Annotated in this window: 9 protein-coding genes; 2 read left to right on the top strand and 7 right to left on the bottom strand. The window is 40.2% G+C overall.

Features of this window, described 5'->3' with window-relative positions:
* Positions 1–43: 43 nt before the first annotated feature.
* Positions 44–919 (top strand): DUF4249 domain-containing protein, encoded by an 876-nt coding sequence (locus tag ACT3CD_RS14360; protein ID WP_444646340.1) that lies wholly within the window; start codon positions 44–46, stop codon positions 917–919.
* Between the two features lie 58 nt (positions 920–977).
* Here the strand turns inward: ACT3CD_RS14360 and ACT3CD_RS14355 are convergent, their stop codons facing one another.
* The 3 genes from ACT3CD_RS14355 to ACT3CD_RS14345 all read right to left on the bottom strand — a co-directional run bounded on the left by ACT3CD_RS14355 (position 978) and on the right by ACT3CD_RS14345 (position 6,722).
* Positions 978–2,408 (bottom strand): DUF5723 family protein, encoded by a 1,431-nt coding sequence (locus tag ACT3CD_RS14355; protein ID WP_444646339.1) that lies wholly within the window; start codon positions 2,406–2,408, stop codon positions 978–980.
* A gap of 28 nt (positions 2,409–2,436) precedes the next feature.
* Positions 2,437–4,065, bottom strand: coding sequence for a hypothetical protein (locus ACT3CD_RS14350; protein WP_444646338.1), 1,629 nt, complete (start codon positions 4,063–4,065; stop codon positions 2,437–2,439).
* A 179-nt stretch (positions 4,066–4,244) separates the two neighbouring features.
* Entirely contained in the window at positions 4,245–6,722 is a 2,478-nt protein-coding gene (locus tag ACT3CD_RS14345; RefSeq protein WP_444646337.1) for an OmpA family protein, read from the bottom strand.
* A gap of 689 nt (positions 6,723–7,411) precedes the next feature.
* Between ACT3CD_RS14345 and ACT3CD_RS14340 the strand changes: the two genes are divergently transcribed.
* Positions 7,412–9,952, top strand: coding sequence for an ATP-binding protein (locus ACT3CD_RS14340; RefSeq protein ID WP_444646336.1), 2,541 nt, complete (start codon positions 7,412–7,414; stop codon positions 9,950–9,952).
* Here the strand turns inward: ACT3CD_RS14340 and ACT3CD_RS14335 are convergent.
* The 4 genes from ACT3CD_RS14335 to ACT3CD_RS14320 all read right to left on the bottom strand — a co-directional run bounded on the left by ACT3CD_RS14335 (position 9,949) and on the right by ACT3CD_RS14320 (position 20,067).
* Positions 9,949–12,945 (bottom strand): ATP-binding cassette domain-containing protein, encoded by a 2,997-nt coding sequence (locus tag ACT3CD_RS14335; RefSeq protein ID WP_444646335.1) that lies wholly within the window; start codon positions 12,943–12,945, stop codon positions 9,949–9,951. The two genes, ACT3CD_RS14340 and ACT3CD_RS14335, sit on opposite strands and share 4 nt — an antisense overlap.
* A gap of 197 nt (positions 12,946–13,142) precedes the next feature.
* Entirely contained in the window at positions 13,143–16,664 is a 3,522-nt protein-coding gene (locus ACT3CD_RS14330; protein WP_444646334.1) for a PAS domain S-box protein, read from the bottom strand.
* Positions 16,665–16,957: 293 nt separating this feature from the next.
* A complete protein-coding gene (locus ACT3CD_RS14325) occupies positions 16,958–19,054 on the bottom strand; it encodes an OmpA family protein (RefSeq protein WP_444646333.1) in 2,097 nt (698 codons plus the stop codon).
* Positions 19,039–20,067, bottom strand: a complete 1,029-nt coding sequence (locus tag ACT3CD_RS14320) for a PorP/SprF family type IX secretion system membrane protein (RefSeq protein WP_444646332.1) — start codon at positions 20,065–20,067, stop codon at positions 19,039–19,041. Before ACT3CD_RS14320 ends, ACT3CD_RS14325 begins: the two co-directional genes overlap by 16 nt.
* Positions 20,068–20,097 lie beyond the last annotated feature (30 nt).

Below are 20,097 nucleotides of genomic sequence, written 5' to 3'. Positions count from 1 at the left end.
TAACACTTACGGGAAAGTTTAATGTGACCTTAAAAATCAAATTATGATCAAATATCTCATCAAATTATTGCCATTACTCATTTCACTATTACTGTTGGGGTGCGAAGAAGAAATAGTCCTTCCACTAAAATCAGTAAAACAGCAACTGGTTGTTAATGGCATACTCACGACCGATACAACCTATCACCAGGTGCGGCTTTCCTTATCGGGCAATTATTTTGACAACCAGCCACAGCAGTCCGTCTCAGGCGCCACCGTGTCACTGTCAGATGGAACATCGACCATTCAGCTTACCGAAAACCCGGAAGGATCGGGTAATTATTACACCCCCGGTGATTACTATGGCAAAGAAAACACCCTTTACACACTCACCATTGAAGATGTAAAAATAGATGGTATTGATGAAAACACGGTGTATACGGCATCCAGCCGGCTTCCAAACATTATTAAACCCGACTCGGTGGGCATCGATTACGATAACAACTGGGATCTGTGGAAAATAATGCTCTACGCCCAGGACCCTGAAGAAACCAACTTCTATCTTTTCAAAGTCTTAAAAAATGACAGTCTGATATCAGACACCTATGATAAAGTAACCATTATTAACGATCGTTATTACGATGGGAATTATGCCGATGGCGTATGGATTTTTGGACTTGACCCGGAAGAAACAGAAGAAAATCTGATACCGGGCGATGTGATCACACTGGAATGTTACAGCACCGACGAACAATTATACGACTACATCAACGGCCTGCAAATAGAATTAGCAGGAAGCAATCCGCTATTCTCGGGAAACCCGGCCAACATTCCCGGTAACATAAGCAATGGGGCGTGGGGAATTTTTTCAGCCTGTGGTGTTTATCGGGTAAAAACAGTTAATACCCAGACTCTGGAAGAGATGAAAAACAAAGATTAATTAAACAGCCGACAGATTTGAGATCTGCCGGCTGTTTGCTTAACATCGAAACAATAAATTATAATTGACCAAGCATGGGCCGGTCGCGATAGCCATGACGACCAAAAATAAGATTAAGTCCCATTTTCACACTCACATTACGCGCATTGGGAAACATGGTAAACTCATCTTCATCCATATAAACCGTTGAATAACGTGTTGGTATATAGTCGGCCAGCATATATAACTGCAATGGGCCCAAAAGCATTGAGAAACCCGTACCCAGGCCATTACCGCCACCGGGTCGCAAACTGTAATTCAGGTTAAAAGCCAGAAAACTATAAGGTTGAACATTTGCTGAAAAATTAAAATCCTGCCTAAAATTATACTTTTGAAACATACTACGCGACAACACGCCCAACGTAAACGTAGGTGAAACCTGATACCGGGCACCAATATAAAATTCAGGCGTTAATCCGGTGCTAAATTTATCATGGCCGGTCTGATAATTGATGATCGTTTTCAAAGAGTCGCCTAAATCTTCAAAAGCCTTATCCAGGTCTTCATCCGCCCCGTCGACATCTAAGCCGGTAAAAGAGTAACTACCACTAAACGAAAGCGTATTCAAATCTTCTTTCCATTTAATATAACCTAAATTTACCAGAGCGGCAGAAAAAGTTAAGCGATCCGAGAACTCATAAACAGCACCAAAGTCAAATGCCAGTCCCGAATTTTTAAACGACGACAAATAATCAGACCAATCGTCATCTTCCATATCCTTGCCATCGATAGATTCGGGAAAGTCACCAGCTTCCTCAGCTTCTGTGACCTCGAGCGGTGCCGATGCCGATACCGACCCATCCACCCTTACGACCCATTCCTGCCGTGACGTCTCAAGCTTAAAAGTACTAATATCAGTGGTACCGCCCATAATGCCAAACAAAGGCTTAAACTTCATCCCCACGGTTAACCGGTCGGTCCACTCCCGGCTATAGCCAAAAGAGAGCTCCTGATAAGAATAGCCTCTCATTCGTAACGATGAAAAATCATAACTGGATCCACTGGGAAAGCCATCATCGGCAATACGAATCAAATCGTACGGCAAGCCAGATTGCATCACACTTTTAACCGAAAACGTTAACGACAGGTAATCTTTGCCTGTCCTAAAGCCCAAACCCAGAATCCCAACATCAACGGATTCGTTAAAATTAAGGGCTTTGCCTGTTGCCCGTTTTAATTTGTCAAAATCGTATTTAGAACTCAACGGGCTAACCCATTCGGGACTATTTTCCTGAAAAATATTTTTAAACGCCACATCACTTTTAAAATTTTGATTAACAGATGGCAGCGCAAAAAAACCATTGGCACGTGGCTGCATAGCCGGATTAATCATAAAAGACTGCGGAATGGTTTCCATATAATACAAGCCCATGGGATCCTGGGCCTGAACCGGCAACCTCATCCACAGCAAAAGCAAAAACAATAATGATATATAAGATAATCTGAACATAGCTTACTGATTGAAAATTAACGAAAAATTAAAAACTAAACACTCTCCCCGCCCCTTCAAAAGAAAGAGAAACTTTGAAGGAAGCATCGTCATAAATTTTGACATATTCGCTGCCTTCATTATAGGTTGAAGAACGTGTTTGAAGCATAATATACATTCCTCCTTTATCAAAGAAATCAAGCATCTGTTCACCCGTAACGTCAATTTTAAAAGCGGTGTGTTTGGGTTCTGTAACGCGACCATTACTATCAGGAGTCCCAGAAGCTATCACTTCCTGAAAATCGGTTAACAAGTCGTCTATCTTAATATAATCTTTATCGGCAACATATATATTGGCATTTAATTCCACCGGTAACTTGCTGTAAAAATCCAGATATATCGTAATCTCCTCCACCTTTTCGGCATTTTCACGATCATCGTCCATCATATCAACAAAATCAAAATCAATGGTGTCGGTACGCTGATATTTATCGACCCGCAACCAGAGAGGCGCTTCCATAAACAAATTGGCATACAGAGAATCAATTCTTGCCATAAAATTAGGCGATCCACTCACTTCACCATCCGGATTTGAAAACGCTCTGATATCACATTCAATCCGTTCAGGGAAAGCATTTCCAATGACCAGTATATTCGAATTATCAGAGTTGAGTTCAATGGAACCGTTACCGGGTATTATGGGGTCACCGTAAGTTGCCGCAGCCACATCCAATGTCACACGCGACTCCCCGTTAACGTCTAATACCCAATCGGGATTTACCGACGAAGACTCTTTAAAAAAGTTGATATCTGTTGCTTCTATTTTGAAAGGGACACCTATAGAGTTGTCAGTATTTAAAGACAATCTGATATCACGCAGATCGAAGTAGTCAAATTCTCTTATTTCTTCAATACCTTCAAACACCATACCCTCATTCAGCTGAATCGCTTCCTGTTGTCCAAAATAACCAAAAATATATTCAGGTTCCATATCAGAGATTCCCAACTCAACCTCCATATTCCCAGCCGGAAGTCCAATAAAGTTAAGTTCAGCATCGATCTTAAGAGTAACATAGCTGGAATCAACACCATGGCCAAACAGGACATCCATATTTTCCATCTGTATGGCATCGCTGAAAAAGTTATTAATACCATCAAGCGTGAAAGACTTTGAAATCAAAGGGTCTGTTTCAGGTATGGACAAAGTAATGGTTCCAGTTAAACCCGTTGGGAGCCTCCCATCTAAATTAATAAGGCCGCTGGTAAAATGGGCGGAGTCGTACCGCACAATATCCTTGTGGTTCAATTTTACTTTTTCTGAATATGAAATAGTTTTGGAGCTCTTCAGCTCAGACGTTTCCGGCGCCAGTAAAAGGTCACTCATTCCATAACTCCAATGCTCATTAATATCATTCAGTTGCACCAATTCATCCCAGTCAACCGAAACATCCTGTCTATAAGATAACCACACCAGACCATCATCGTCAACCACAAAATACTCCTGATCAACATCCTCTAATGCCTCAGCAATAGTGTATGAAAAATTAATTGCCGGCATATCCAACTCCAGCACTTTTTCTTCGTCACCATCGGTGTTTATAATAATATCATCGCCCTTGCAACCGGCAAGCCAAATCAAACCTGCCATCGCTCCTGTCAAAAGTAATCTACGCTTCATAAGTTTGTCGTTTTAGTTAGTGCTTGCAAGAAAAGTTCAACTTCGGCGTTACGCTTGTCCTCAAAATGGTTATCTACGATCATAAAATCACATTCATCGAACTTCGCAAGCCTTGAATTTGAACAATTCTCATCAAGCTCTTAGGTTTCTTGCTTATACTCGTTATTAAGGTCATCAGATTAATCAAGCACTTCTATTTCCACCCTTCGGTTGGCTGCCCTTCCCTCGGGCGTATCATTAGGTGCAATAGGACGATCAAAGCCATAGCCTTCGAACTCTATACGTCCGGCGTCCACGCCATGACTTTGCAAATAATTTTTAACCGATTCGGCCCGGCTCCGCGACAGACGTTTATTAAGAGACGCGGATCCCACATTATCGGTATGTCCTGACACTTCAATCCGAACAGAACTATTTTCGAGAAGCAGGCGAACCAACTTATTAAGTTCCGAATACGATTCAGCTTTCAAAGTCGCCTTGCCTGAATTAAAAAGGATATTTTCGACGACGATACGTGATCCGGCAGACATTTTTTGCATTGCCACATTTCGTATCAGAAGTGTTGAATCCTCAGGGAATACCAAAGGCATATTAACAAAGAAATAGCCATCGGCATTAACTTCTACGATAAATGGGCCCTCCTTTTCGAGTGTGACGGCGTATTTACCCGACAACGTATCCGAAAAAGCCGTAAGAAAAGGCGCTTCTGCAGCCGGCTCATAAAATGCCAGCGAGGCAGCCACCGATTGGTTGGTATTGACCTCGGTTACATGTCCTGCCAGTGTATAGCTCACTTGACTTCTTTTCAGAAGTACATCTTTGTGAAAGCTTGACTGGTGATGATCCCGCAGCATTAAAGTATCGGTAAAAAGAAAATACTTATTCGCATTAACCTCCATCACCATATTGCGTTTATCATCAAGTGTTATGTTATAGGTGCCATCCACTCCATTGGTGTAGCCCCGGCCCACCACCGAATCATTAGCGAGTTGTTTAAACACAATTTCAGCCTGAACAGGTGCGCCATTTGCCTCGTTACGCACCCAGCCTTCCATGGTAAAAGGAGAGGCCAGACGAGCCAGTTGAAAATCTTTACGTAAACGAACGTTTCGCTCTGTAGGGGTTTCAATACGATCAACTTTTCCGGCATATCCGGGTACTTGTGCCTGCACCGAAAAGTCACCGGCATCCTCAAGATGAATAAAATATTCGCCGGATAGAGAATCACTAACTGCAGAGACCAACGGCTCACCTGTGGCATTATCAACAACAGTAACCAAAGCCTTCAGCTGATTTCCGTTTTCGGCATCCACAACTTCGCCCCACAAATCAAAAGGTATTCTAATATCTTTAATAATCTTATAAATATCGAGACCTCCCATACCTCCGGCACGATCAGAAGCAACCAAAGCCACCAACGAATCGGTGGTGGGGAAATAATACAGTTCATTGGCAGGGGTATTAATGGGATACCCCATATTTTGCGGGGCTGACCAACTTCCGTCGTCCAGCAAATTGCTGCGGTAAATATCAAATCCGCCAAAACCTTCGTGCCCATTACTGGCAAAATACAGAGTCTGTCCGTCGGGCGTTAAAACGGCACTTTTCTCATCCAGCAAAGTATTGATGTTACCATCAGCCACAAAGGCATTTTTGACTCTGCGAAAACGCACCTTATTGGTAAATACCAAATCCTCGCCGTAACGATAATCCCAACGGTTGGTATTAAAAACGCCCAGTCCATTTTCAGCGACTGAAAAATACCCCTCCTTCACAAACTTCTTATCAATTTTACCTTTCATTCTAAAAAGCCGAGCGACAAAATCCTCCTCCGTGATTGCTGAATAGACACTTCCTGAACGTTTTTTACCTTTATAAAGAAAAATACGATCAAATGTGGCATCAACACCAGCCACACTCACATTACGCCTAAGAGAGAGGCCCGTAAGAAAAGTCCCAACAGTGCTGCCATTGACGTCAAATTTAGAATACTTAACATTCTCATCAAGGCGATCCTGCCTAACGGGTTTATTCAATGGCTCCAACGGTTGTCGGGTGGTATAATACATCGCATCCCCACCTGGAACCAACACAGGTGCATAATCGTCATAAACCGAATTAACAGCTTCACCCAAATTAATTATAAAATACGGCAAAGAATCGTTAATAGCTTCCATTCCAAACAGACATTCCTGAGTCAGCTGCTGATAATAAACGCTAAAATGACGTCGGAATAAAGCCCGTAACGAACTATCATACATTCCATAGGCCTCAATCGCCTTGGAATATTGCTGATTAAGCTGATAGGCCCGGCCCAGCATATAATAATAATCGGATGCTATACCGGGATCGCTTATATTCAGGTAATGAACAGCCGAAGCCGGATAACCGGACATCAAAGCACTTACGCCCAACCGATAGTTTAAAGCACTATTGGTAGCTACATAATCGAACAATTTTTGATAAATCAAAAAGGCTTCGTGGAATAACTCCTTTTTATACATGCTGTCGGCATCATCTAGCCAAATGAGCAACTGGTCAGACTTCTCAAGCTGGCCAGCGGCAACAAAAGCCGACTTGTCCACCCTGGGGCGCTCCTGAGCATAAAGACTGCCAACCAGTAGGCCGCACAAAATCAATAAATAAAACTTTTTCATAAGATGACTTTTCAGGTTTATTTAGGTTTATATTATTTAGAATCTGAATAGAAAGTTCAACCAGGGTGTTAGGGTTACTCTCAAAATGGTTATTTACACCAATCGCCGAACTGCGAAAGCCTTGAGTTTAAAATGTCCAGCAAACTCATGAATTTATGGACAAATAGGATTTCACATCAACCAAAAAGCATCATTTTTAGTACTTCAGGTTTCAAAATAGTCAATTGCGATTGCACACACATGTTTCCGAACATTAAATCCGCAAAAAACAGCTTTCTGATCTGCCACAAAAATTCACTTACAGGCACTAATTAAAATAACCAAATCCTAATAAAGTTGTTCAAAAGTCCTGGTTGTACAATTATGCAACACCTTAAAACCAGTATTTAAAAAATTAGACAATATGGTTTTTCAAATATAAACATCTTAATAAGAGCAACAAAACAAACAACTCAAATCAAAACGAATAAAAAGTTATGAGAGTATCCGCCCAAAAAAAAGTGATGAAATATAAAAATACTTTACCTTTAAGGAACAAAATAAAACAAAAGCATTTGCTAAACCTAACCCCAATAAAGGAGAGTAAATGTTCGACGGGCGAATCAAACGTTTTTAAAGCCAAGAAACATTTTTATATATCAACAGTTATACTGAATATAAATAAGACTTATAAAAATAAGATAATCAACATGTCAGAGAAAAAACCGAAACTCACAGAAAGCCATTGGGAGGCGCCTTTAGTAATCGCTGGCATTTACTTTTTAATAGGTGTGATATGGATTTTTCTTTCGGATAAAATAGTGATTTATCGTTTTCAGAATTTCGAACAAATTCAAACTATTAAAGGGCTTTTATTTGTATTGGTAACATCATGGGTAATTTATTTGTTGATTCGTCACCACATGATCAGACAGAAAAAACCAATCATAGAAATGACAAGCCACAACCTGTTGCTCAACAACATCTTAAAACAGCAATCGCAGGTCTCAATAATGCTAATCAACAGGCAAGGCCTCATTAAGCAGGCTTATGGGTCATCTCCTATATGGGAAAATCGTCAAACAGGAGAATTAAAAGGATTAAATTTCATGAATTGGCCGCCTGCTCAAAAATCTAAAAATCAATTTTCATCATTCATTAAAAATATTTGGACGAATAAACAGGACAGCATAACCATAACACTTAGAAATGACGTTTTCAAAGTAAAAGGCATGTTGTTAACAGATCTCAATACGTCGATACAAATTGCAGTGATCACCATCCAAAACATCAAAGAACTATACCAAACCAAGAACTTGCTTGATGAATCTTTGTTGAAAATCCAAACGCTTGAAAAACAAATGGCCAATTCAGCGGGATTACTAAGTGATTGTGCAGCGCATTTTGATCACCTTTCAAGCGGCATCATAATTCAGGACACAACACTAAAAGGGCTCGCCGGGCAAATCACCTACATGAACAATTCGGCAAAACAGATCCTCAAGACAAAGAATGACGCAAACCTTACATCCGCCACCCGTAACGAAGTACAAGAAAGCATCGCCCGACTATTGCATCACGACTTTAATAGAAAAAGCAGGTTTGAAGACTCATTTATTTTCGAAGAAGAATCGCAGTATCATCAGATAAAAATATCCTCATTTTACAATAAAAATACAGCGGCTATACTGACGCGACTGGAATATGTTAGGCCCAAAAAAGAAGAAGCAGGAAGGCCTATATACGACTCCCTGGGAATCATGAATAATCTCACCGATGGCGTAATGCTCATCACCCCAGACCAAAAATGCCTGTATATCAACAATTCAATGAAAGACCTTCTGCACTTGTCGGCCGACAACAACTGCGAGGTATCACTCAATGAAATCAGAGCTATCACCGGCGACATCGACAACTCATCTTACATACAAAAGGCATTGGAGGGCGACAAAGTGGTTAGTTCTGATTATATGCTGGGAGAACGTAAAAATAATTGGTATTGTTCCGATTATTACCCCATCTTCAACACCGATGGTAACGTACAATATATCTTAAGATTAACACATCTTGCCCATCAAAACACGCTTAGAGCAAACCGGACGACTGAGCAAAGTTCTGAACCGTTGTACCGAAACTTTGAAACAGATGTAATACCCGGTTTTTCACATGAGATATTAACCTCACTCAATGGCATACTGGGCGCAACTGAACTACTGGAAAATTTACCGAATACAGAAGAACAATATGAATATATCAATCTGATTCGAAAAAGCAGTGAAGATGTAAACCATCTGGTTGAATCATTAAAGCTCCTGACGCAACTAAACAATAATCAACTAACGCCTCAAAACGGTTGGTTTAAAGTCTCGGATCTGGCTGATCAATTGCTTGACTATACTTCGAACCTACAATCACGTCACTCAAAAAACGATTTAAAAATCAATAGCCACGTAGCGCCCGCACTCAAAAACGGGAAGATTTTTTGCGACCATCATCTACTCACACAAATCTTACAGCGCCTGATAGACAACGCCATAAAATACACCCATAAAGGGGCGGTTGAGATCGGTTTTAATTTCACCCGAAATCAGCAAAAACTAATTATTTGGATTAAAGATACCGGTGTAGGTATTAGCACCTCTAATTTGCCTTCCATATATCTTCCATTTTCGTCAATAGTTGACAGAAGCAGAGGCATTTTTGGTGGAGTGGGTATTGGATTAACCATTGCCAAAGGGCTGACTGAAACTCTTGGTGGTTCCATTGAAGTAGATTCCATCATTAATGAAGGCACCACTTTCACCATTCAAATACCATTAAACAAAAAGCGGAACACGCCCGAGAATCTCAAAACGAGCCCTCAAAGAATGAAAGTTCTGATAGCTCAATACGGCTACAAAATCAATCAGGAAATCGTCTTTTACCTCAAGGAAAACAACATTGAAGTTTTAAATGCTAACACTGGAGGCGATGCTATTACCCTGTTGGCTGAACAAAAAGATATCGGCATTATTTTCTCCGACATCAGACACTCCGACATGGATGGTTCAGAATTTATTCATGCTGCCAAAAGAATCAGGCCCAACATCACGCTGATTGCCCAGGCTCCGTACTTAATTCCCGAGGAAAAAATAAAATATCTAAACGAGGGCTTTGATGATTATCTGATCAAACCAGTCTCGAACGCCTTATTTATAAAAACCATCGAAAAATTTGTCGCAAACGTCGGAGTCGCAAAAGACAAAAACTAATATCGCGGTCGAACAATGGCCACAAGGCCCAATTCAATAAAAGTAATCAACCAAATTATGACCACATTAAAAATCCCGGTGGAAATAATTTTGTTCATAAATCTTTTGTGTGACGCGTACAAATGAGACCGGCCATAATTGTTGTCAGCCACAAAATACAGGGGCGACATCTTTCTAATTAACTCATGGGGCTTACGCTTTATTTTCTGAACGTTGGATTCGTCCGTCAATACCTGTAGAATTTTTTTATTATAACCTTGTTGCAGTTGTATGTATTCATCGTCACTCATCGAAAGGATCAAAGCATCTTCCCGTTCCTGAGAATTATTTTGAATATCGCTCAGCATCGAACGCGCGCGACTAATCAGTTGCCTAAAATCGGAGCCTTTAATAAGCTCATCTTCATAATAACGACTAAAATCATGCTTCAGATATCTTTCCAACTGCTTAATACCATTCATTACCAACTCAAAAGATGCAGAATCAGGAGATATTACAAAATCAGTAGACCAATGATCGCCATAAAAAGCTTTATCCAGCTCAGGAATCAAAAAGTTACGAAAATACCCGCTTTCATACTGCTGCCGATCCATGTCGAAAAACACACCGGCAAAAGCGGTTGTGGTATAGTCGGCAACCATCAAAGCCTCATAGCCCCATCGTGAAGGCATCAATTCACTGACAATAGGGACATACTTGTCAGAGGCGAAGATCTTATTAATTTTATTAAAATCAATAACAGCTCCCGAAAATAGTATTTGTGGAATCAAGAGAAACGGAATTGAGACATAGACCGAAGACATTGATTTAAACAATGCAGAAATAAATAATCCCATCACACTGGAAGTTAAAGCCAACGACCACATAATAAGCCAAAAAACAGCACCACTGGATTCAACTTTCAAAAGATGACAACTGATAAATACAAACAAAAACATTTGCAAAGCATTCAGCAACATCAAATAAGTTAGTTTTGAAAACAAATAAGCGCCAAAGCTTAAATTGAGAAAAGATTCCCGCTTCAGCGTGCGCCGATCTTTATTAATCTCAGCCGAGCCACTCATTAAACCAATAAACATGGCAACAATGATGCTCATAAAAAGATAGGCCGGCATATTTTCATTTTCATGATAGCAGTAATATCCCAATAAAGGATCCTCATAATAAGAAAATATAGAAAGCAAAACAGCAAGTATAGCCGGAAGTCCTATGGATAGCAGCAAAGAAGAAAAATCGGATAATTTAGAAGCTACAAGTCGCGACAGATAGAGTCGGAATTGCTTTACAGGATGGGGAATATCGAGCTTTTGAGATTTAAGAGGTTGAAATTCCTGTTCGAAAAAATCATCTTCTTCGGGCGCATTTTCATAAAAATAATTCATCCATCGTTCCGGAGTAAACAGTCGCTCTTTGGCCTCCGGGACTTTTGTTTTAATTCGATGTCGTTCAACCAGATGAAAAATATCATCAGGATTTAAACTACCGCATAAAGGGCATTCACTCTCATGCGCATCAACCAATTTTAAGGCTTCTTTCAAATAAGAAACAACGCGCACGGCAGGGCCGAAATAGACCGGGTAACCTCCCTGATCAATAAACAACAACTTATCAAATAACTTAAAAATATCGCTCGAAGGCTGATGGATATTAAGGACCACAATTCGTCCTTTATCAGCAACTTCCCGAAGTACATCAATAAGCATCTCAGAGTCGGCCGAAGACAAACCGGATGTTGGTTCGTCAAGGAATAAAATACCGGGATCACGAATTAATTCAATGGCGATATTCAAACGCTTACGTTGCCCGCCACTAATCACTTTATCAAGCGGATTACCCACCTTTAAATTGCGAATACCCGACAAACCCAATTCAGACAAAACAGATTCCACTTTTTGGATACGAGCCTCATTATTCAGGTTTCCCAATGATAAACCCGCCACGTAGAATAAATTTTCGAAAGCCGTCAGCTCCTCATTAAGCGCATCATCCTGTGGAACAAACCCAATGTACCCTTTTACCAGTTCCGGGTTTGCAAACACCTCCACGTTATTAATTCTGACATGTCCACTATAGGGTTTATAAGCGCCAATAAGCAAATTCATTAGCGTTGTTTTACCGGATCCACTGCCACCCATTATAGCCATCATTTCGCCGGATTCACATTTAAAACTCATCCGATGAATCCCCTGTTGTCCGTTTGAAAAGAAATACTCCAGATTACCAACATTCAGTTCAAGATGTTGATCAACATCAGTAACTGTTAGCGCTTTATAAATATCGTTAAAGAAAAAATGATGCCCACTATCGGAATGAATAACGCCACCCGGCTTCAAATAATAAGTCCGGCGCTTATATAAACGTCTGTCATTCAAATCAAAAATACTATCGCCTACAATTCTAAAAAGGACAACATTGAGTGCCGTAAGTCGCAAAAAGACAATTTGACCTTTAAGATCCTCCACCACTTTAACAGCCACCCCGGGGATTTTCAAATTTGGGTTATCACAAATAATAAAAAGTTGATTTTTGGCAGACACCAGCTCAAAATCATCCAGAATAAAACAAATAGCATCGTTAAAATCAGCTTCCGAAATATTAAGTCCCCCAGCTATCCCCTTTATCATCTCATATGTATCGCCCGAAAGATCTCCAATTAAATGATCAGAAATATATGGAAGATATTCGAGCAGATAGACCATCATGTGAAGACGCTCATCGGGTTGAATATTTAAAGTAATTCGCTTACAATGCTTCAAAACTTCATCGCCCAATAACTCATCAAAAAGCGAATACCGTTCATTAAGCTGCTCCATATAAGCCGTCACTTTCTGATGAAATAAGTCAATTGAAGCATCAGTGGTTTGGCGCGAAAATCTCGAGTTTAGATAGACCTCCAGAGTATTTGTGATCAAAGTAAAACCTTTCTGGGGTTTATACACAGCAACCAACGCAAACAACGACACAATAGAATCAAGAGCTCTAACTTTCATCATACAATTTATTTTTCAGTTACCCGACGTAACACACAATTTAAATGCCCCTGCATATTCAGAGTCTGTTAATAAAATCCAACTTCTGCTTTACGCTTGCTCTCAAATGATCATTTACGACAGTAACCTCACATTTTTAAAGCGACGCAAGCCTTGAATTTGAACTATATTGTTCAAACTCCAGATTAGATGGACAGGCATTAGTTAAGATACCTTTTCAACAAAGCAATAAGCACATTTTTAATAATAGGTTTTGCAATATAGTCATCACACCCGGCATCAAGAGCTGCGGAACGATCAGCGGCCAGAGTATATGCTGTTTGGGCAATAACCGGTAACATCGGACGCATCTTCTTGATCTCACGCGTAGCCTCCAAACCGCTCATTCCAGGCATTTTTAAATCCATTAATACCAAATCGATATCCGGGTTTTGAGCGACCATATCAATGGCTGCCTGCCCACTTGAGGCATACACCACATCTGCATTCACCCCGGAAATCATTTCACTGATAACCTGACTGTTTATTTCTAAATCGTCCACCACCAAAATAATGGATTTGGGCTTTGTAAAAGAATTTGATTCCGGCTGTTCCTCCGAAATCGCATCAAAATTAAGAGGAATACTGAACTTAAAAGTTGTTCCACTACCGGATGTTGTAAATGACAATGTTCCTCCCATTAGTTCCACATATGCTTTCACGATTGGGAGTCCCAGCCCCATGCCTTCAGTCAAGCCAGAGAGAAAATTATCACCTTGTTCAAATCGCTCAAAAACCGTATTTTGAACAGATTCAGGAATGCCAACACCAGTATCCTGAACTTCAAAATAAACATTAAAATCGTCCATTCTACACGTCACCTGCACAATGCCCGAATCGGTAAATTTTAAAGAATTTGAAACAAGATTATTAAGCACAACACCAATTTTCATCTGGTCGAGCATAACCAATTCGCTATCGCGAGGGATCAGTGAATTTATACGGAAAACAACATTCTTCTTCCCCGCCACCATAGCCATCTGATTATAAACCTCATTGAGTAACTGGTTTAAATCTGTCTGAACTCTAACTACTTTTAATTTTTCTGTTTCAATCATCGATGTATTAATAATGTTGTCCATCAGCAATAATAATTGTCGGCTACTCTCTAATATTGTTCTGGCATAGATGCCCATTTTAGGATTAGAACCATTTTCAGTCGTCAATATTTCTGAAAAACCAACAATCGCATTTAATGGCGTTCGCACTTCATGCGATAAATTATTCAAAAAAGCAGTTTTTAGACGATCGCTTTCTTCGGCTTTTTCTTTGGCCTCTATCAACTCATTCTCGATGCGTTTTCTTTCAGTAATATCCTCACTAACTATTACATAATTAAGGACTTTTCCTTCATTATTTTTAACCGGTGAGATGAGAACCGACTCCCAATATTTTTCTTTATTTTTTCGTCTGTTTAGGTGTTCACCACGCCAATCCGCGCCACTATGAATGGTTTTCCACATTGCCTGATGTGCATCAAACGACAAATGACCATCCTTGAATATACGAAGTTCTTTTCCTTTGAGCTCATCGAATGAATAGCCTGTGGTTGCAATAAACTTACGGTTAACATATTCAATATGCCCATCAACATCGGTCATAATAACAGAGGCAGGGCTCTGGTCAGTTGCTACAAACAATTTACGAATTTCCTCTTCGGCATTTTTTATTTCAGAAACATCGACCTGAATACCCAAAATCCGCCTTTGATCCTTTCGCTTCCCGGGCAACGGCATCCCTTTTTCAAGCATATACATGTAATGGCCATCCTTGTGACGAAGTCGTAATTCAAGCCCAATGGGACCTTCCGGTACATCAAGATACAAATCAAAAAAATCTGAAAATTTTAAACGATCATCGGGATGCACCATTTGTTGTATTTTCTCAAGAGTCGTCGGCTGTAACTCGTTCAGCTGATAGCCCAAAATCGCTGCATAACTATCAGAAATATCAATATTACCGGTATCAATATTCCATTCCCAGGTTCCCACGTTAGCTGCCTCCATAAACCATTGCAACCGTTCCTGTTTTTCAGCCGCCAACGATTCGGCCTTCTGCAACAGTGACACATCCTGAACCAAACAGAAAACAGATAACAAAACACCCGAATCGTCATATACCGCCGAATTGTACCAAACACAATTCACTACCAAACCAGTCTTGGCATAATTACGAAAGCGCAATACATTACGTTGCTCTACGCCTTTGGATAATCTAGATATGCCTTTTGAAAATGTATAGACATCATCCGGATGAATAAAATTAAATTCGGTTAAACCTCGCCCGATGACCTCCTCTTTGGTCCAGCCAAAAATTAATTCAGACTGAGCAGACCAGGATTTAACAACCATATCACGATCAAACTCAACATGGCCCAACGGCGAATTATCCAACTGAAAATTAAGCCTTTCATTGGCTACACGAGCCTGCATCAAAGCTTCACGCGACAGCGAAATGTCAGTCATTGTAAACAGCAACTCATTTTGATCCAAATTCTCTGAACGTCGGCTGGCCGAGAGCATTACAAACAATGACTTACCAGATTTTTTAACGACTTCAGCTTCCAATGAAACAGAGTCATTCTCTTCAAGACCTTTATTTACAGATTCATACAAAGCTAAATAAGCTTCATCCGACTTAAACAACAACTGAAACGCATTACCTACCAACTCCTCTGACGAATAGCCAGTCATTTCACTCATAAACGCATTAACCATGATGATTTGATCATTGGCAATCAACCCGATGCCAATAGGGGCCAATCGGGAAACCGCTGATAACTGATCCTCAATTTCTCTTTTTTTCAACACGGCTCGTGCCACTTGCTTTCTTAGCAAAACGATAAAAGCCAACAAAAAAACCAAACTCACTGCTACCAGCACAATAAATGGGAGCAATCGATGCATCAGCCGGCCTTTCTCATATACCGAAAACCACTTATTATAAATCTCATCGTAGGTTCCGTCTTCCTTTAACTGGTATAACCCTGCATTAAGGAGCCATAACAATTCAGTTTCTCCCTTTTTGACGGCCATGGCATACTTGTATGGCTCAATATCGGAAGTACGCAACACAACATTTTTTAAATCTGACTGCTTAATAGAATAAACACCTTGATAACTCGCTAAAAGTGCGGCGTCATAAACATTATCATTAATAAAATTCAGCGCTTCCAAAGGATCGGCAACAGCAATCAAGGTATCTGCCCATCCCTTCATAAGCATAAAATCATGCATTACATCACCATCCTGAACCACCACCGATTTACCTTTTAAATCCGCTAAGGTTAAAATACGACTTTCTTCAGAAACAAAAAGTCCATGGGTGATAACACTATGAGGCGTTCCAAAAGCAACTTTCTGAATTCGTTCGGGTGTGACAATCATACCTGTAATTACATCAATTTCACCAGCTTCAAGTTCTTTTCTGACTTTATTCCAAGGTTCTAAGGTCAATGTAAAATTCAGCCCTAATTTTTCAGCCAAAGACTTAAATAAATCGACATTAAAACCATCTGGTTCCCCTTTATCATTAAGAAACTCATAAGGCGGATAATTTTGATCGCCCTTAACCACTATTTGACGACGAATGGACGCGTATTGAACAGAGTCCGTCTGAGCAACCAGCTCCAACGACCCCATAAACAAAAAACAAACTACAATATTCAATAGTAAGCGCCTCATTATTAATGATATTTTAATTGAAAAAAAAACACAGAAATAAAGCATCTTTCAAGCCAACAACATATGACTAAAAAACCTTATTTCTAAATCATATTAAACAACTAATCCCGTTTGAAAATAATTTAATTTTTCGATTAATTCAACCATTACGTAAATGTCAGCAAGAAAACGCCATTTTTTCATCACACTTACTTCCCAAATGGTCATTTACCTAAATAAACTCATACTTCTCAAGCTTTAAAAACCCAGAATTTAAACCTTCTAGCTCAAGTCCCCTCCTTTATGGACAAACACTAGTTGGCCCCAACAATATTAGACTTTACCGTGCCAGTAATTCGAAATTCAGTTCGTCTGTTTCTCCGCCGTCCCTCAGGATTATCCGTCCCATCAGCGTTTAGGTTTGGCGCAATTGGATGCGAGGCGCCATACCCCCTGGCTGACAAACGATTTGACGATATTCCTTTCGAAACCAGATAATCCACTACGCTTCCTGCTCTACCTTCCGATAATTTTTGATTGTACAACGCATCACCTAAACTATCGGTATGAGCTGATATCTCAATGGTTATCTGCGGATATTGATTCATCAGTTTCAAAATTGTACGTTCTAGCGTTTCCTTGGCTTCAGAGGTTAACTCAGTCTGATCAAACCGGTAATAAATATTCTCCAAAACGATTGATTTCTCAGGTATTTCAGACAATGCGACAGTACTTAGTTCAATGGTCTCATCACCTTGAACCTCGCGGGTTGACACCATAAAACTACGATCAAGCAAAGTGGAATCTTCAACATTAATTTTATAATTTCGACCGGGGTCAACCCAAAGCTCAAATTCCCCCTTTTCGTTAGTTGTAACCTCCTGAAGAAATACGGAAGAGGCGGAATCACTTAACATCTCAACCGATACGACCTTGTTCATTAAAACATTTTGCTTCAACGGAGATGGTTCGTTTAAACTATCAACTGTTGAAAGTGAACTGCTGATCTGGTCTTCTCTAACAAGCTTCCCGGTAATTAACACCCGTGGTGCCTTAGTTTCCCGAAAAGCGTAAATATCATCACAACAATTGTCGTAATACAGCGCGCGGCTGCCAGGTCGGTTGGAAGTAAAGAACCCAAATTGTCCTGAACGGTTTCTCACAAAATTTAAGTCATCGAACGAAGAATTAATTGGCAAACCAATATTTTCAGCGGGTTCCCAGGTGACCATATTTCCTTCGGCCCTATAAATATCAAACCCGCCAAAACCGGCACGACCATTAGAACTAAAAAATAATTTATGGGAAGGTAAATCATAAAAGGGCGTTATTTCATCGCCGCTGGTATTTATAAAAACACCGGCATTAGCCGCTTTTGTGTAGGTTTTCTTATTCTTATTGTACACGGAATACCAAATATCCATTCCGCCGGCTCCTCCCGGACGATCAGAGACAAAATATAAAACTTCCAGATTATTATTAAAGCAACTTCCCACAGCCGGTTGAGTGGCCGTATAATTAACATGATTGATATCTTTATCTAGCGGCTGTGGTGCCGACCAGACGCCATCTTTAATTTTATGCGACATATAAATATGACAAATATTTTCCCCATTGGGTTGATTCGCACATTGGGTAAAATAAAACCGTTGCCCGTCAACAGAAAAACAGCCATGGCCAGTGTCAAAGTCACCATAAGTAAAAAAAGGTGGATCAACCTTCTTCATTCCAATCCATTCGTCACCGGCGAGTCGGGCACCATAAAAATTTTGAACAGCAACGTAAGGTTTGTTCAATTCGTGAAAAAGGGGCGCATCAGGAGCTGTAGAACCATACACAAATACAGAATCATTAATCAGAATAACCCCGGCTTCAGAGTGTGAGGTATTGATTGAATCAGACAAAAGAGTGACCTCTGTCGTGACCATGGTGTCTCTGGCAGCCATTCCCATTTCACAACCAATTAATAACTGATCGATAACATCACGGGTAACATTCTTTTCTCCAATTCGACGATAACGCCCGCGTAGCTGTGAAAAATAATCAAAAGCTTCCTCATAATTACGATAATGCATTCGCACCAATGCGTAATAGTACAAAGCGTTCAAATTATGCCGTTGATCGTTATTATATAACTCACGCATAATATCTTCGGCCATGGCATAATTCCGAATCTGATAATACAGACGCCCTAAATTGAAAGTCACTTCATCGTTTTGCGGATCCCGACGATGCCATTCAGCCAGAAAAGCTGTCGCCTGTAATCGGTCATTCATTCGCAAAGCACTTTCATAGTAACCTTTTAACTGCCATTTTTCCAGCGCACTCATCTCCTCGCCGTGCGGCAAAACAGATTGAGCACCCAAAGAGTAACAAGCACAAAATAATATAACAATCAATATCTTTCGCATGGTACTATTTTGCGGGTTAAATCAGTTGACGGCAATTTATAGGTTACCCCCAATTCAATGGTCGAACTGTTATATTTGGCCGCCGTCGAAGCCCCAATATCCATATCATAAGCCACCATACAACTCCAGTATTGCCATGAAACACCGGCCGATAAAACCATTGAACGATAGTTCTGTGTTACGTTTCGAAGGTGAAAACCTGCAATAATATTATTTTTTTGATTAAGCCAATCGTTTACATTATACCCTAAATGCCCACCAACCATCGTCTCGGATGCTTTATTCACATAAATACCAACCAAAGAGGGAATCACAAAAAGACGTTCATTAATTACAAAATCGCCCTTGGCATGGAAAACATGCTTCATCGATAAATTATTATCAACATCAAAAAAAGTTTCACGAGGCCTGTTCAATTGCTGAGCCGAGTAACCCAAACTGGCCATTCCAAAATCCCATTGCTTTAAAAATACCATTCCAAATCCGGCGTCTAAATAAAACGTCGAAGAATTTTCAAATAATTCACCCGTGGGCATTGTGGGGTCAAAACCGCCTGTATTCCTGTTGTATTGGTCCGGAAACGTTATACCATCCCATTTCACTTGTTTATGAACACCGGCAAATTGTATCCCGCCGTAAAGTATCGACCTTAAACCCAATCGAACCCCATGTCCCAGAGACAAATTAACCCGATTAACAGGCAAGGTTCCATTGGCCGAATTATCACTTAAAAAATAGATACCGGCATCAATACGTTCATTTTTAAAATAAAAAGGGTGCTCAAAACTGAAAAAACCGGTCTGATAATCGTGGGCATTATTCTCCCCTTGTTGTCGATAAACACCAACAGCTCGCCACTCGCCATTAAAACGACCAGTATTGGCCGGATTAAGAACAAGGTGGGTTGAATATGCATCCGAAAAATGAAATGTTTGAGCAACCAACCTCTCATTGTCAAGGAAAAAACAACCAATCAGTATAACAAATAGTGTGGAAAACACCCTGAACTTCATAAACAAAAATTATAGTCATAAAACCTAGTT

The organism is Geofilum sp. OHC36d9 (assembly GCF_052400685.1).
Taxonomy (GTDB): Bacteria; Bacteroidota; Bacteroidia; order Bacteroidales; family Marinilabiliaceae; genus CAZHHH01.
Note: the sequence above shows the minus strand (reverse complement) of the source record. Positions and strands in the feature narration are given on the sequence as shown.